General features: G+C 65.7%; 16 protein-coding genes. 2 read left to right on the forward strand and 14 right to left on the reverse strand.

Annotated elements, in window-relative coordinates; all coding sequences use genetic code 11:
- Positions 1-119 precede the first annotated feature (119 nt).
- Positions 120-1,190 (reverse strand): porin, encoded by a 1,071-nt coding sequence (locus CJ010_RS20210; RefSeq protein WP_141019720.1) that lies wholly within the window; start codon positions 1,188-1,190, stop codon positions 120-122.
- Between the two features lie 404 nt (positions 1,191-1,594).
- Between CJ010_RS20210 and rpoH the strand changes: the two genes are divergently transcribed.
- Entirely contained in the window at positions 1,595-2,449 is an 855-nt protein-coding gene (gene rpoH / locus CJ010_RS20215) for an RNA polymerase sigma factor RpoH (RefSeq protein ID WP_141019721.1), read from the forward strand.
- 52 nt (positions 2,450-2,501) lie between these two features.
- Here the strand turns inward: rpoH and CJ010_RS20220 are convergent, their stop codons facing one another.
- Genes CJ010_RS20220 through CJ010_RS20240 form a run of 5 tightly spaced genes read right to left on the reverse strand, consistent with a single transcriptional unit; the run spans position 2,502 to position 6,420 of the window.
- Positions 2,502-3,104 carry an SCO family protein gene (locus CJ010_RS20220; RefSeq protein ID WP_141019722.1) on the reverse strand — a complete coding sequence of 201 codons (603 nt, stop codon included), beginning with the start codon at positions 3,102-3,104 and terminating at the stop codon, positions 2,502-2,504.
- Between the two features lie 11 nt (positions 3,105-3,115).
- Positions 3,116-4,015, reverse strand: a complete 900-nt coding sequence (gene cyoE / locus CJ010_RS20225) for a heme o synthase (RefSeq protein WP_141019723.1) — start codon at positions 4,013-4,015, stop codon at positions 3,116-3,118.
- Positions 4,015-5,073: a heme A synthase gene (locus tag CJ010_RS20230; protein ID WP_141019724.1), complete on the reverse strand. Its 1,059-nt coding sequence runs from the start codon at positions 5,071-5,073 to the stop codon at positions 4,015-4,017. Before CJ010_RS20230 ends, cyoE begins: the two co-directional genes overlap by 1 nt.
- Positions 5,070-5,720: a hypothetical protein gene (locus tag CJ010_RS20235; protein ID WP_141019725.1), complete on the reverse strand. Its 651-nt coding sequence runs from the start codon at positions 5,718-5,720 to the stop codon at positions 5,070-5,072. Before CJ010_RS20235 ends, CJ010_RS20230 begins: the two co-directional genes overlap by 4 nt.
- A complete protein-coding gene (locus CJ010_RS20240) occupies positions 5,698-6,420 on the reverse strand; it encodes an SURF1 family protein (protein WP_141019726.1) in 723 nt (240 codons plus the stop codon). Before CJ010_RS20240 ends, CJ010_RS20235 begins: the two co-directional genes overlap by 23 nt.
- A 48-nt stretch (positions 6,421-6,468) precedes the next feature.
- Here CJ010_RS20240 and CJ010_RS20245 point away from each other — a divergent pair, with 48 nt between their 5' ends.
- On the forward strand, positions 6,469-6,663 hold the full coding sequence (locus CJ010_RS20245; RefSeq protein WP_141019727.1) for a twin transmembrane helix small protein: 195 nt from the start codon (positions 6,469-6,471) through the stop codon (positions 6,661-6,663).
- An 8-nt stretch (positions 6,664-6,671) separates the two neighbouring features.
- On the opposite strand, the gene CJ010_RS20250 is transcribed toward CJ010_RS20245, so the two are convergent.
- The 8 genes from CJ010_RS20250 to CJ010_RS20285 all read right to left on the reverse strand — a co-directional run bounded on the left by CJ010_RS20250 (position 6,672) and on the right by CJ010_RS20285 (position 15,569).
- Entirely contained in the window at positions 6,672-7,523 is an 852-nt protein-coding gene (locus CJ010_RS20250; protein ID WP_141019728.1) for a cytochrome c oxidase subunit 3, read from the reverse strand.
- A gap of 66 nt (positions 7,524-7,589) precedes the next feature.
- Positions 7,590-7,784 carry a DUF2970 domain-containing protein gene (locus tag CJ010_RS20255; RefSeq protein WP_240794426.1) on the reverse strand — a complete coding sequence of 65 codons (195 nt, stop codon included), beginning with the start codon at positions 7,782-7,784 and terminating at the stop codon, positions 7,590-7,592.
- Positions 7,777-8,361, reverse strand: a complete 585-nt coding sequence (locus CJ010_RS20260; protein ID WP_141020794.1) for a cytochrome c oxidase assembly protein — start codon at positions 8,359-8,361, stop codon at positions 7,777-7,779. Before CJ010_RS20260 ends, CJ010_RS20255 begins: the two co-directional genes overlap by 8 nt.
- 195 nt (positions 8,362-8,556) lie before the next feature.
- Positions 8,557-10,134, reverse strand: coding sequence for a cytochrome c oxidase subunit I (gene ctaD / locus CJ010_RS20265; protein ID WP_141019730.1), 1,578 nt, complete (start codon positions 10,132-10,134; stop codon positions 8,557-8,559).
- 105 nt (positions 10,135-10,239) lie between these two features.
- On the reverse strand, positions 10,240-11,379 hold the full coding sequence (gene coxB / locus CJ010_RS20270) for a cytochrome c oxidase subunit II (RefSeq protein WP_141019731.1): 1,140 nt from the start codon (positions 11,377-11,379) through the stop codon (positions 10,240-10,242).
- A 409-nt stretch (positions 11,380-11,788) separates the two neighbouring features.
- The gene (gene rfaE2 / locus CJ010_RS20275) at positions 11,789-12,280 is read right to left on the reverse strand and encodes a D-glycero-beta-D-manno-heptose 1-phosphate adenylyltransferase (RefSeq protein WP_141019732.1); all 492 of its coding nucleotides are present in this window, start codon (positions 12,278-12,280) and stop codon (positions 11,789-11,791) included.
- 62 nt (positions 12,281-12,342) lie between these two features.
- Positions 12,343-14,010, reverse strand: a complete 1,668-nt coding sequence (locus CJ010_RS20280) for a Na/Pi cotransporter family protein (protein ID WP_371415674.1) — start codon at positions 14,008-14,010, stop codon at positions 12,343-12,345.
- Positions 14,011-14,102: 92 nt separating this feature from the next.
- Positions 14,103-15,569: an acetyl-CoA hydrolase/transferase family protein gene (locus tag CJ010_RS20285; protein WP_240794428.1), complete on the reverse strand. Its 1,467-nt coding sequence runs from the start codon at positions 15,567-15,569 to the stop codon at positions 14,103-14,105.
- Positions 15,570-15,701 lie beyond the last annotated feature (132 nt).

The raw sequence follows: 15,701 nt of genomic DNA on the forward strand, positions 1-15,701 counted from the left end.
GGTTGGGCGGAGCGAGACCCGCCATGGGACGCAAGCGCAGATACCGCGACGCGCATGCATGGAAAAACGGGTGCCGAAGCACCCGTTTTTCGTACCGCCCGTTTCGTGATCAGGCGCAATCAGAAGGTGTGGCGCAGACCAACGGTGAAGCCGCGCTGGTAGTTGCCGCTGATGGAGCCTTGCGCGGTGCCGACGAAGGCAGCGCCCTGACCACCGTCCTTGGCCGAACCCTTGTTGTTGATGTCCGAGAAGGCGGTGTAGATGGCAGTACGCTTGGACAGCTCGTGCTGGTAACCGATGCCCCACTGGCTGACCTTGGCGTCGCTGACGGCGGCATCCCAGTCGCTCTTGCGATGGATGTAGGAAGCCTGAATCTTGCCCGCGGTGCCCACCGGCACGACGGCCGTCAGACCCCACTGGCTGTGCTTCACCGAGTCTTTGATATCGCGCACGCCATAGATGGCACCGAGCTTGACCATGCCGAGGTCGTAGGTACCGCCGAGGTCCCAGACCTTGGTGGTGGCATCACTGGCATTCACGCGGATCTGGTGGACGTTCAGCGCAACGTAAACGGGACCGTTCTTGTAGCTCGGGCTGATGGCCCAGGCACGAGCGTCCCTGGTGGTGGAGTCCTGATTGCCAAAGTCGTTGTGGATGCCTTCGTTGCCGGAAGCGCTGTTGGTGTAGGCAGCCACGAACGAGAGGCCGCTCCAGTTGGGCGAAACGTAAGCGGCCAGGTTATCCAGGCGGGATTCGTGGATGTAGACGTTGGCGATGGTCGCGACAGTACCCCGGTTGAACGCGTCGACGGCGCTCGCCAGGGTGTACTGCGGCGCATACTGCTTGCCGAGCGCAACGGTACCGAAGTTGCCGGACAGCGCAACGAAGGACTGGCGCGAACCGGTGCTGCCCCACAGGCCGTTGTCGTTGGCATCGCCGCGGACGGCGGTTTCATACACGAAGGAGGCCTTCAGGCCATTGCCCAGGTCTTCCGTGCCCTTGAAGCCGAGACGGTTGCCGGCGGAATTGCCGGCGTCGATGGCGTTGCGGGACTTGACGCCGGAGGTGGCGCTGTCACCGGTATAGACGTAGCCGAAGTCGACCAAACCGTAGACCGTCACGTTCGACTGCGCGAAAGCCGGAGCGGACATCAAGCCAGCAACAGCCAGCGCGATCAATTTCTTTTGCATGCAATACCCCTTGTCTGAAGATGGGACCGCCGCCATGGCGTCGGCCGGGCTCACCGTTACGCGACAGTTCCGCGCCATCACGATGAACCGCCCGGCTACGGTACAAACCGTCCATTACAGAACACGACAGGGCGTTGTTTTCGGGCGAGCACTGTTGCATGAGCACAACAGCAACGACACTACGCCTCACAAGACCGCCCGGCGTAAGCGGGAGCTTGGATGCAACCTGAAGGCGCCCATCGACGAAGGCCAGGCATGAGTTTCGTGCTCTACCGTCATCGACCCGGTGGCCCTGCAAGCGAAAGACTCAATGGCGGGCACTTGCCCGTCCGGCGGAACTCCGCCGACCCTTAGCACTCTGACGCAGCGAGTGCTAAAATTGCCCCCAAGGAGGACTCCACCGTATGTCGCAAGCCCTTTCGTTTCCCGTTCCGTCCGCCGCAGGCAGCATCGACCAGTACATACAGGCGGTGAACCGCGTGCCGCTGCTCACCGAGCAGCAGGAGGTCGAACTGGCAACGCGACTGCGCGACGAAGGCGATGTCGACGCCGCCCGCCAGCTGGTGATGTCGCATTTGCGCGTCGTGGTTGCGATCGCGCGCGGCTATCTGGGCTACGGACTACCGCATGCCGACCTCATCCAGGAGGGCAACATCGGCCTGATGAAGGCGGTGAAGCGCTTCGATCCGGATCGCGGCGTACGCCTTGTCTCCTTCGCGATCCACTGGATCAAGGCGGAGATCCATGAGTACATCCTCAAGAACTGGCGGCTGGTGAAGATCGCCACCACCAAGGCGCAGCGCAAGCTCTTCTTCAACTTGCGCAGCCTCAAGCAAGACACCGGCACGCTCAACCGCGACGAAGTCCAGGCGGTGGCCACCCAACTCGGCGTGAAACCCGAGGAAGTGGTGGAAATGGAAACCCGCCTCAGCGGACGCGACATTCCGCTCGACGGCGGCTCGGACGACGAAGACGACCGCTTCGCGCCGATCGCCTATCTGCCCGACCCGCACGCGGAACCCTCCGAAGTGCTGGAACGTGCCGAACTCGCCCGCCTGCACGACACCGGTTTGCGCGAGGCGCTCGATGCCCTCGACGACCGCAGCCGCAACATCGTGCAGCGCCGCTGGCTGACCGAAGGCGACAGCGCCACGCTGCACGAACTTGCCGCCGAGTACGGCGTGTCGGCAGAGCGCATCCGCCAGATCGAGGCCAAGGCGATGCAGAAGATGCGGGGCTTGCTGGCTGCCTCGGTGTAAACAGCGCACAGCTCGACTTGCTCACGGCAGCCTTTCGGCTGCCGTGTTTCGTTTACCTCCCGGCGAGCAGCTGGCGGATGTCATCGGCCAGCTTGTCCGCCGGCTCCCCGTGCTTGACGTAGAGCCGCAGGCGTCCGGCGGGATCGAAGACATAGGTGCCGGCCGAGTGGTCGATGGTGTAAGTGCTGCCCGACGTATCGCCGCTCTTGCGGTAGAACACCCGGAACTCCCGTGCGACATCGGCCGTCTGCTCCGCCGTGCCATAGAGCCCGAGGAAGCGGGCATCGAACGCGGGCACGTACTGCGACAGCAAGGCCTGCGTGTCGCGCTCCGGATCCACGGTGACGAACAACACCTGCAGCCGCTCCGCGTCGGCGCCGAGCTGACGCATCACTTCGGCCATGGTCACCAGATTGGTCGGGCAGACATCGGGGCACTGGGTGTAGCCGAAGAACAAGGTCACGGCCTTGCCGCGGAAGTCGGCCAGCGTGCGCGCATGCCCGGCGTGATCGGTCAGTGCCAGGGTCTTGCCGTAGTCGGCACCGGTAATGTCGGTCGAATGGAAGACCGGCGAGCGGTCGGAACAGGCAGCGAGCAAGGCGCTCAGGGCGATGACCGCCGCCAGGCAGGTGGATCGAAACGGGATTCGCAGCATTCGGAAAGGGTCTAGAGGCGCAGGTAGTGGTCCGCAAGCAGCGCGGCGAACAGCAATGATAGATAGACGATGGAGAAGCGGAAAGTTCGCCGTGCGAGCGCATCGCTGTAGTCGCGCCACAGCCGCCAGGCATAGTGGATGAAACGCCCGCCGAGCAGCACCGCCGCAACAAGGTAAAGCCAGCTGCTCATGCGGGTGGCAAACGGCAGTAGCGTCACGCCGAACAGGATCAGGGTGTAGAGCAGGACCGACAGCCGGGTGAAGGCCGAGCCGTGCGTCACCGGCAGCATCGGCAGCCCGGCACGGGCGTAGTCGGCGGTGCGATACAGAGCCAGCGACCAGAAGTGCGGCGGCGTCCACGCGAAGATGATGAGGAAGAGCAGTAAGGCATCGGCGCTCACCTCGCCGGACACCGCGGCCCAGCCCAGCACCGGCGGCATCGCCCCGGAGGCGCCGCCGATGACGATGTTCTGCGGCGTGCGCGGCTTGAGCAACAGCGTGTAGATGACCGCGTAGCCGACGAAGGTTGCCAGCGTCAGCCACATCGTCAGCGGGTTCACGCCCTCGTACAGCACGCTGAGCCCGAAGCCGCCGAGCATGCCGGCAAACACCAGCGCCTCGAAGGAGTGCAGCTCGCCGCGCGGCAGCGGGCGCCCACGGGTGCGCGCCATGCGGGCATCGATCTGCTGTTCGATCAGGCAGTTCATCGCCGCCGCGGCACCGGCCACGCAGGCAATGCCCACAGTGGCGGCCAGCACCCTGAGCGGATCCGGCAAGCCGTCCGGGACTGCCAGAAACATGCCAATCACGGCGCAAAACACGATCAGCGCATTCACCCGCGGCTTGGTGAGCACATAAAAGGCGTGCAGACGGCGGCCGACATGGACTTGCGACAGGCTCATGGCTTTCATCATCCCCTCCCGTTACCGATGCGACGCAACGCGAGGACACGCGCCCCGGCGGCGAAATCGCTCACCGGAGCGCGGCACGCTCGCCCCTCCCCCGCAACCCGCCAGTTGATCCATACCATCACCGCCACCAGCAGCGCGGCGCCGGCGTTGTGCGCCACGGCCAGCGGCAAAGGCAGCGACAGCAGCACATTGGCGACGCCCAATACGATCTGCAGGACCACGGCGGCAATCAGGACGATGCCCGGCAGCGCGTCGCGACGCAGCAGCAGACCGCCGACCAGTAGCAGGAAGCCGCCGACGACGGCCGCCCCGACGCGATGCGACCAGTGGATGGCGGTGAGTGCGGCCAGCGGCAGCAACTCCCCGTCGGCGGTCATGCCGAGTTCGCGTACCAGATGGAAGGCGTGGCCGTAATCGGCCGGCGGATAGAAACTGCCATGACAGGCTGGGAAGTCCGGACATGCCAGTGCGGCGTAGTTGGTACTTGTCCAGCCGCCGAGGGCAATCTGCGCGATCAGCAGCACGAAGCCGACGCGGGCGGCAAGCGCCAAGCCTGGTGGCACCCTTTGCGTACGCCGCCGGGCGCCGTGAGCGCGCAGGGCCATCCAGCTCAACAGGGCGAGCACGGTGAGCCCGCCGAGCAGGTGCCCGGTGACGATCGCCGGCTTGAGCAGCAGGGTCACCGTCCATTTGCCGAGCAATCCCTGAATCAGCACCACGCCGACCAGGGCCGTAGCGACGCCGGGCGCGCTTCCTGCGTGCCGGCGATGACGCCACGCAAGCACGGCCATCGCGAGGATCAACAGCCCGAGCCCCGCGGCAAGATAGCGGTGCAGCATCTCCTTCCAGGCCTTGGCCGGGCTGACCGGGCCATGCGGATCGGCAGCGTGGGCGGTGCCGATTTCCTCGGCGGCATGATGCGGACTGAGCTGACCGTAGCAGCCCGGCCAGTCCGGACAGCCCAGTCCAGCGTCCGCGAGGCGGACATAGGCGCCAAACACCACCACCACCACGGTGAGCAGCAGCGCAAGCAGGACGAGCCGGCGGTAGAGTCTCATTCGCGCCCCTCGCTGCGACCGAGCGCCGAATACTTGAGCAGGCGCTGGAGATCCTTGACGATGCCGCGCACTTCGGCTGCCGCAGCGTCGCCGTCCGTTACCGGCGGAAAACGCATCATCACGTTGCCGAGCGGATCGACCAGGTACAGGTGCACACCCCGCGCCGCGCCAGGCAGTTGCGCCAGCCAGTCGTCCACCGCAGGCGCCAGCCGAAGGTCGGGGTGCAGCGACGTGATCTCCCTGCGCGGCTGGCCGCCATCGGCCAGCAGCCACAGCCGGCCGACCCGCGCCTGCTCCTTCCCTTGGGCCAGCCTTGCCTGGCGCATCGCGTAAAGGCTGGTTTCGCAGGCACGGTCACAGCCGGCAGACCCGACATAGACGAGCGTCCATCGCCCTTCCAGTTCGGCACGGCGCAGCGGCGCCTGCCCGCCGATTCCGGCCAGCGGACCTGTCGGCAAAGCGGCAGGCACAAGCAGCTCGCCATGATTGACCCGCCCGCTCGGTGGCCAGAAATAGAAGGCGAGGTAGGAGGCGACGACCGGCAAGGCGCACACCAGGGCCAATAGCAGCAAGGTACGGCGCGCACGGCTACCGGCACGTTCCGCCCGCGGATCGATCAAGGCTTCAGTCAGTTGCCCGGTGCTCATCCTCACTCCGTCGAAAGTTCCGCCATGCATACCAGCCGCTGAGTCCAGCAGCCATCGCCGCAAACGCATACCACTGCAGGGCATAGCCGCGATGCCGGTCGACACCGGTGTCGGGTCGCGGCCAGTCGCGCACCAACCCGTCCGTCGCGGCCGAGGTCTGCTGCACCGTCCAGCCAACGACCGCGAGGCCGCTCGCACGCCGATACGCCGGGAGATCGAGGCGCTGCCACACCCTCCCCTGCGCAAGCTCGGCCGACAGGTTGAACGGCGCTGGGCCGGGAAAGCGGACCACGCCGCTCACCGCCACCTCGGCCGCAGTCGTATCGACCTGCGGCAACTGCATGCGATCAGCGCCAGCCGCGATCCAGCCGCGGTTCACCAGCACCACGCCCGAGCCGTCCGCAAGCCGTAGCGGCGTGAATACGTGATAGCCGGCGCGGCCGCCGTGGGTGCGGTTGTCGAGATAGAAACCCGCCTCAGCCTGCCACCGGCCGACAAGCCGTACCGGCTGCCACTCGGCCGGCGCCGCGGCGTCCGCCCGCCAAGCGAGCGCACCGTGCGCTGCCCGCTCGACCTGCACCGCCTGCAGTTCGGTCTTTTCCTGTGCGCGCCGCAGCTGCCAGTTGCCCAGTTGCAGCGTGAGCAGCGCCAGTGCGAGGCCGGCGACCAGCGGCAGGAGATCGCGCAATCGGGCACTCATGCCGCCGGCTTTCTCCTACACTGGATGACGTCGTCCAGGAGCGTCGTCATGCGCATTGTCGTCATTGCCCTGCTCATTCTCATCATCGCCAGCCTGGGCTCGGCGCTGAGCTTCCTCGTACGCGACCGCGGCCAGGGCACCCGCACCGCGCGCGCGCTGGCGATCCGCGTCGGACTGTCGATTACCCTCTTCCTGCTGTTGATGGCGGGTTTCGCCAGCGGCCTGATCGACAGCAAGCTCTGATCCCGGTCCTAGAGCCAGTACACCACGACGAAGAGGCACAGCCACACCACATCCACGAAGTGCCAATACCATGCCGCCGCTTCGAAACCGAAATGGCTGTCGGGGCGGAAGTGCCCCGCCATCGCGCGCGCCAGCATCACCATCAGCATGATCGCGCCGACGGTCACATGCATGCCGTGGAAGCCCGTGAGCAGGAAGAAGGTCGAACCGTAGATGCCGGTATCGAGGCGCAGATTGAGCTCCGAATATGCATGCAGGTACTCGTAGGCCTGCAGGCTCAGGAAGACCACACCGAGCAGGATGGTGACCAGAAGGCCGAGCTTGAGCTGGCCGCGCTTGTCCTTGAGCAGACCGTAATGCGCCCAGGTGAGCGTTGCCCCGGAGGTGAGCAGGATCAGGGTGTTGATCGCCGGGATGCCCCAGGCCCCCATCGGCGTGAAGGCTTCACTGGCGTTAGGGCCGGCATTGGGCCACGCGCCGCTGTAGCCTTGCCACAGCAGGGCTTCGGTGTCGCCGGACGACAGCCACGGCACCGCCAGCACGCGCACGTAGAACAGCGCGCCGAAGAAGGCGGCGAAGAACATCACTTCGGAGAAGATGAACCAGCCCATCGACCAGCGGAAGGCGGTGTCTACCTGGTGGCCGTATTTGCCGGATTCCGATTCCCTCACCACCTGGCCGAACCAGCCGAACAGCATATAGACCAGGATGGCGATGCCGGCGAAGAAGATCCAGGGGCCGGCTGCAAGCTTGTTCACCCACATCGCCGCACCCGAGCCGAACAGCAGCAGCGCAACCGAGCCGAAGATGGGAAACTTCGACGGCTCCGGCACGAAATAGCGTTCCAGCGTTTCGGTCATGATCTGCCTCCGTTACTGGTCCTGCTTTCCTGGTCCCGGACGGCACTGCGCCCGGTTTCGCATCTATCAGCCAACCACCCACGTCACCACCGCGACGATCGTCAGCACGAAGATCAGCCCCGCAATCAGGCCGGCGACGATCACCGCGCGCGGGTCCAGCGTGCGCGCGTCCTCATCGTAGGCGTGACGCTTGCGCACACCGACGAAAGACCACAACACCGCGCGCAGCGTGGCCAGAAAGCCGGCACGCCGTTCAGCCACCGCCGCCACCATCGGCGGATGCCCCGGCCGCGACAAGCTTGCGGCCCTGGATTTCGAAGAAGGTGTAGGACAGAGTGATCGTGGTCACATCCGCCGGCAGTTCGGGATCGACCACGAAAACCACCGGCATGACGCGTTGCTCGCCCGGCGCCAGCGTCTGCTGGGTGAAGCAGAAGCAATCCATCTTGCGGAAATACTGCCCGGCCACCTGTGGCCCGTAGCTCGGGACCGCCTGCCCGGTGATGGTCTCGGCGCGGGTGTTGGTGACTTCGTAGTCGATCCGCACCAGTTCGCCCGGATGCACCGTCACCGAGCGCTGGCGCGGCTGGAACTGCCAGGGCAGGTCGTGCAGGTTGGCGTCGAACTGGATGAGCACGCTGCGGCTGGCGTCGACCTGGGAATTGACGAGTGCGGCATCCGCCTTGAGCAGGTTGTTGATGCCGGTGACTTCGCAGATTTTCTCGTAGAAGGGCACCAGGCTGAAGCCAAAGCCGAACATCACCACCGCGGCCAAACCGAGGCGCCACAGCAGGCGCCGGTTGTCTGCGGCGAGCCGGGCGTGGCGGGCGGAGGACATGACGGGCGACGGCGTGGCGTTCATTGGCCGAACACCTTGTACTTGAGGATGACCACCACGAAGAAGCCGAACGCCACCACCGCATGGATCAGCGCGGTGCGGCGGTTGGCGTGACGGCGGTCGGTGGTGTGGGGCATTTCGTTCAGGTCAGGTGGCTTGCCGATGGATCAAGGAACTCCGTTTCGCACTGTGCATTCATGTCACAACCGGCGCCTGTTCGAAGGTGTGATGCGGCGCCGGCGACGGCACCGTCCATTCCAGCCCTTCGGCGCTGTCCCACGGCTTGGCCGTGGCGCGCTCGCCGCCGCGCACGCATTTCACCGCCACCACCAGGAAGATCAGCTGCGACAACCCGAAGCCGAAGGCGCCGACGCTGGCGAGCGCATTGAAGTCGGCGAACTGCAGCGCGTAGTCCGGAATGCGCCGCGGCATGCCGGCCAGCCCGAGGAAGTGCATCGGGAAGAAGGTGATGTTGAAGAACACGATGGAGCACCAGAAGTGCAGCTTGCCCAGGCGTTCGTCCGGCATGTGGCCGGTCCATTTGGGCAGCCAGAAGTAGGCGCCGGCGAAGAGCGCGAACAGGCTGCCGGCCACCAGCACGTAGTGGAAGTGGGCGACCACGTAATAGGTGTCCTGCACCTGGATGTCGATCGGCGCGATCGCGCAGATCAGGCCGGTGAAGCCACCCATGGTGAACACGAAGATGAAGCCCGTAGCCCACAGCATCGGCGTCTCGAAGCTGAGGGCGCCGCGCCACATGGTGGCGATCCAGTTGAACACCTTCACCCCGGTGGGCACCGCAATCAACATGGTGGCGTACATGAAGAAGAGCTGCCCCGCCGCCGGCATGCCGGTGGTGAACATGTGGTGCGCCCACACCACAAAGGACAGGATGGCGATCGAGGCGGTGGCGTACACCATCGAGGCGTAGCCGAACAGCGGCTTCCTCGCGAAGGTCGGGATGATCTGGCTGACGATGCCGAAGGCCGGGAGGATCATGATGTACACCTCCGGATGGCCGAAGAACCAGAAGATGTGCTGGTACATCACCGGGTCGCCGCCGCCCGCGGCATTGAAGAAGCTGGTGCCGAAGTGGCGGTCGGTCAGGATCATGGTCACCGCGCCGGCCAGCACCGGCATCACCGCGATCAGCAGGTAGGCGGTGATCAGCCAGGTCCAGCAGAACAGCGGCATCTTCATCATCGTCATGCCGGGTGCGCGCATGTTGAGGATGGTGACCACGATGTTGATCGCACCCATGATGGACGACAGGCCCATGATGTGAACGGCGAAGATCGCCATGTCCATGCCCATGCCCATCTGCACCGACAGCGGCGCGTAGAGCGTCCAGCCGGCCGCCGTGGCGCCGCCCGGCGCGAAGAAGGAGCCGATCAGCAGGATGGCCGCCGGCGGCAGCAGCCAGAAGCTCCAGTTGTTCATCCGCGCGAAGGCCATGTCGGACGCGCCTATCATCAGCGGGATCATCCAGTTGGCGAAGCCGACGAAGGCCGGCATGATCGCGCCGAACACCATCACCAGGCCGTGCATGGTGGTGAGCTGGTTGAAGAACTCGGGCTGCACCACCTGCAGGCCGGGCTGGAAGAGTTCGGCCCGGATGGTGAGCGCCATCACGCCCCCGGACAGGAACATGATGAAGCTGAACACGAGGTACATCGTGCCGATGTCCTTGTGATTGGTGGTGGTGATCCAGCGCATCAGGCCGGTCGGCGCATGATGATGATCGTGCAGCTGGTCCGGGGTGACAGCGGCCATGCGGGACTCCTCCTCGATACGCACGGGGTGCGACGGCGGGAGGCCAGGCCTCCCATCTCACCCCCGACATCCAATCGGCACCGCGGCCTGGTCGCCGCGGCGACCTCAGCCTTTGCGTCCGGCCTTGACGTCCGCCGGTTGCACCGCCTCGCCGGTCGCATTGCTCCAGCTGTTGCGGGTATAGGTGATCACCGCGGCAAGGTCCGCGTCCGAAAGCTGCGCGCCGAAGGCCGCCATCGCGGTCCCCGGCCGGCCGTGCAGCACCACGTCGATCTGACCGGTCTTCTCGCCCAGCACCACCGTGGAACCGTCCAGCGGCGGAAAGGCCGGCGGCAAGCCCTTGCCGTTCTCCTGGTGGCAGGCGGCACAGTTGGCGGCGAATACCTTCCGCCCGCGCGCCACCAGTTCGGCCAGCGGCCACTCACGACTGTCGTCGGCTGCAGCGGCACCGGCCCTGGCCTTTTGCTCGGCTACCCAGGCGGTGTACTTCTCGGCGGAAACGACATGCACCTCGATGGGCATGAAACCGTGGTCGCGCCCGCACAGTTCGGCACAATTGCCGCGATAGACGCCTTCCTTGTCGGTCTTGAACCAGGCGTCACGGATGAAGCCGGGAATGGCGTCCTGCTTGACGCCGAAAGCGGGTATCCACCATGCATGGATGACGTCGTTCGCGGTGGTGAGGATGCGGATCTTCTTGCCTGCCGGCACCACGACAGGGTTATCCACTTCCACCAGATAGGCATCGCCCTTGGGCGCCGAGCCCTCGATCTGGTCGCGCGGGGTAGACGACGCAGACAGGAAGCGGATGCCCTCGCCCTCGCCCTGCAGATAGTCGTAGCCCCACTTCCACTGGTAGCCGGTGGCCTTGATGGTGATGTCGGGATTGGAGGTGTCCTTCATCGCGATCACCGTCTTGGTGGCCGGCCAGGCCATGCCGAGCAGGATCAGCACCGGCACGATGGTCCAGGCGATCTCGACCGCGGTGTTCTCGTGAAAATGGGCAGCGGTGACGCCGCGCGACTTGCGATGGTGGATGACGGACCAGAACATCACGCCGAACACGCCGATGAAGATCACCAGGCACAGGATCAGCATCAGCGTGTGCATGCTGTAGATCTCTGTGGCGATATCGGTGACCGGCGGCTGGAGGTTGTAGCGGCTGGTTTCGACTGCAGCGAAGGCTGGCTGCAGCAGCAGGAAAAGCGGTGAGGCGTACGCTGCACTTCGAACGGCACGACCCATGGTCACCCCCGAGGTATGCAGTTTCGACCTGACGCCTCGGGCCATGGTCGCCCGGGATGCAAGTGCATCCCGGGCGCTACAACGGACGAGGTCTCCTCCACGCTCCGATGTCTGCCATGGTCCGGCCGTTGGCCGGAACGATGCCTGTATGCGGATGCCCTCTGGATTTGCGTTCTGCTTATGCGGGGCTCACCGCTCAGTTGCATCGATCATGCCATAGCGAATTTGACCGCCGCAACCAGGATTTTTGATCCAAATCAATATGCTGCAGCGCAAAATACGCTAAAGACGACCGCCAAAAAGGGCGCTCGCCGCACGTTCAGGGTTTTCCCGCAGCCCTATTTGCTGCAATGCAATGCACGCCGTGTAGCGACTTGCGCACGGCCGTAGCCCGCCTGGACCGACGGCCTCAAGCCTTGCGGATGCGTTCGATCAGGGCGGTGGTCGAACGCTCGACCTCGAACGGGATGGAATGCACCGCGCCGCCCCAGCCGCGCACCTCGGCCGCACCGACGATGCGATCCGGCGCCCAGTCGCCGCCCTTCACCAGCACCTCGGGCTTCGCCTCCAGGATGCGGGCGATCGGCGTGTCCTCGTCGAACCAGGTGACGAGATCCACGCAACCGAGCGCGGCCATCACCGCCAGCCTGTCCTCCAGCGGATTCATCGGCCTGTCCTCGCCCTTGCCGAGGCGCCGCACCGAGGCATCGGTATTGAGCGCCACCACCATGGCCGCGCCCAACGCACGGGCCTGGGCGAGATAGGTGACATGACCGCGATGCAGGATGTCGAAGCAGCCATTGGTGAACACCAGCGGCCGCGGCAGTTCGGCAGCGCGCTTTGCGAGCGCCTCGGGCGGGCAGATCTTGCGTTCGAAATCCGGGCGGGAATAGGTCTTCATCGGGGCTGATCGATCGGTGGCGGAAAGCGGTGGCATTCTACCTCGCCGCCGCATACGCCCGGTCAGGCCGCCGGCAACGGCTCGAAATCCGCGCCCGGCAGGTCGGGCGGCGTAGCCTCGCCTTCGTCGAGCGCGGACAGATGGCGAGCGGCCTTCGCGGCCTGTTCGGCGGCACGACGCAGCAGGCTCGCATGACGCAGCCTGTCCTGCATGTCGCGTATGCTCATCTGTGCATGCGCGCCTGCGGTCAGCAGCGACTCCTTCAGGTGCAGGTAGTCGGCCTCGGCCGCAGCCAGAGCCGCTTCCACCCCCGCCGCCGTAAAACCGGCCTGCGAACAATCGGCGGCATGCGCGAGGGCATCGATCGAAACGGTGAAGGCGTAGGCCGCGTCGGCCAGATGGGTGGCCTGCATGGCCCCCAATCGAGTGCCCAGCGCCACGCCCAGCCGACAGCACTCCACCACCGTCTGCTGGTACTGCAGCACCCGCAGGCTGCGCGCGAGCCGATCCGAGAGCCCCGGCGGCACCACCTGTACATTGAGACGCTCCGCATAGGTCGAGATCGCCCGGGCGAGCGGGGACAACACCTGATCGCGCCGGATCACGCCGGCCTCGTCCGCATTCGGCGCGCTCACGGCCAGCAGGCATTCGGTTGCCAGCGTCTGGGTGCGGCCAAGCTCCATGCGCAGTGCGCGCAGGGCCAGATAGGGCATGGACGCGGTGCCGGCGTCGAGAAACTGCGGTTTGCCCAGTTCTTCCTCGCGGGTGCGGAAATGACGCCCCAGCCAAGCCAGCAGCCAGTTCGCAGCCACCGCCATGAGCAGCACGCCGAGCACATTGAACACCGAGTGGAACAGCGCAATCATCACCGCAGGCGTCGCCGGCTGTCCGAACCACGTCCTCAACACCCCGAGCAGACCGATCAGCACCGGTAGCAGCACGAGCGCCACGGCCCCGGTGACCAGATTGAAAAACACATGCGCGGCGGCGAGCCTGCGGGCGTTCGAGGTGGCACCCACCGCCGACAGGATGGCGGTGAAGGTGGTGCCGATGTTGGTGCCGATCACCAGCGCGCAGGCCGCCTCGATCGACATCAGCCCGCCCTGAGCGGCGGTGATGACGATGGCAATCACCGCGCCGGACGCCTGCATCAGCACCGTGAGCAGGGTGCCGATGGCGACCAGGATCAGGTAGCCGGAAAAGCCCGGCCGGATGTGCTCGGCCAGATCGAGCCGGCCACCGATGCCGGAAAAGCTCTCCTTGAGCACATCGATGCCGAGGAAGAGCACGCCGAAGCCGGCCAGCGCCTCGCCGAGCGCACGCAGGCGCGGCGTGCCGCTGGCCAGCATCAGGACCGCGCCGAGGCCGACAAAGGGCAGCGCGAAGGCATCGATCCTGAAACCGAAACCCAGCGCCGCCACCAGCCAGGCGTTCATCGTGGTGCCGACGTTGGAACCGAAGATCACCCACAGCGCATTCTGCAGCGACAGCAGGCCGGTATTGACGAAGCCGATGCTGGCCACGGTGACGGCGGTCGAGGACTGCACCAGCGAGGTGATCAGGATGCCGGCCGCCAGACCGCGCAGGCGGGTCGAGGTCGACCGCTCGAGCAGATCTTCCAGTGCCCGGCCGGCCGCGAGCTTGAGGCCGTCGGTCAGCAGATGCATGCCGAGCAGGAACAGGCCGACGCCACCGAAGAAGCCGCCGGCGGCATCGAACAGGGAAAACACGGGCGGGGCGGTCGTCTCCAGGGTCCAGCCTCTTCTTGTCGGGGCCGGCCTCGGGCCGAGGCCTGCTCCGCGACTTTACACCGCCCCGAACATCACAGCATCTGGCCGCCGCGCAGGTACTTGAGGTGCCAGGACAGCGCCTCGTCGAGCAGGTGCGGCGTCTGCTTGCCCTCGGAATGCTGCAGCGAGCGCTTGTAGTAATCCATCAATGCCGGTCGGAAGTGCGGATGCGCGCAGTTGTCGATGATCACCCGCGCTCGCTGCTTGGGCGAGAGCCCGCGCAAGTCGGCGAGGCCCTGCTCGGTCACCAGCACCTGCACGTCGTGCTCGGTGTGGTCCACGTGGGAGGCCATCGGCACGATGCAGGAGATGTCGCCGCCCTTGGCCTGCGAGGGCGTCATGAAGATCGAGATATAGGCATTGCGGGCGAAATCTCCCGAGCCGCCGATGCCGTTCATGATCCGCGTGCCCATCACATGGGTGGAGTTCACGTTGCCGTAGATGTCGGCCTCGATCATGCCGTTCATCGCGATCACCCCGAGGCGGCGGATCAGCTCGGGATGATTGGATATCTCCTGCGGGCGCAGGATGATGCTGTCGCGGTAGCGGGCGAGATCGGCATTCAGCTCCGCCAGCGCCGCCGGCGACAGCGAGAAGGCGGTGGCCGAAGCGCAGGTCAGCTTGCCCGACTTGATCAGGTCGAGCATTCCGTCCTGCAGCACCTCGGTGTAGGCGGTGAGGTTCTCGAACGGCCCCTGGTTGAGCCCGGCCATCACTGCGTTGGCAATGTTGCCCACGCCCGACTGCAGCGGCAGCAGGTTGGCCGGCAGCCGCCCCTTCTTCACTTCGTGCTCGAGAAATTCCAGGATGTGGCCGGCGATGCGGCGGGAATTCTCGTCCGGCGCGGAGAAGGCGGAGTTGCGGTCCGGCGTGTGGGTTTCGACCACCGCGATGATCTTGTCCGGATCGCAGCGCAGGTAGGGCTCGCCGATGCGGTCGTCGGCCTTCAGCAGCGGGATGGGCTTGCGGAACGGCGGCAGCGCGGTGCCGTAGTAGATGTCGTGCATCCCCTCCAGCGCCGGGTTCTGCCAGCTGTTCACCTCGAGGATGACCTTGTCGGCCTGATCCAGCCAAGTCTTGTTGTTGCCCACCGAGGACGACGGCACCAGCCGACCATCCTCCAGAATGCCAGAGACCTCCACCACCGCCACATCGAGCTTGCCGAGGAAGCCGAACCAGACGAACTGGGCGACCTGCGACAGATGCATGTCGATGTATTCCATCTCGCCGGCATTGATGCGCTTGCGGCAGGTCGGATCGGACTGATAGGGCAGGCGCAACTCGACACCGTCGACCATGGCCAGCGCGCCGTCGAGTTCGGGCGCGGTCGAGGCGCCGGTCCATACGCCGATCTTGAAGTTCTTGCCGTTGAGGTTGGCATCCATGATGCGCTTGGCGAGCGCGGCCGGCACCGCCTTGGGGTAGCCGGCGCCGGTGAAGCCGCTCATGCCGACGTTCACCCCGGACGGGATGAGGGCGGCGGCCGCTTCGGCGGACATGACTTTGCTGCGGAGCTGGGGCGAGAGAATGCGATCGCGGGTGGAGCTGGAGATGGACATGGCGTTCGGAATGAGCCTGAAAGTCTGCACAAGGCGCTCCCTCCTGGAACGCCACGCTTGCCTCCTCGCGCC

This window comes from Azoarcus sp. DD4 (genome assembly GCF_006496635.1).
Lineage (GTDB): Bacteria > Pseudomonadota > Gammaproteobacteria > Burkholderiales > Rhodocyclaceae > Azoarcus.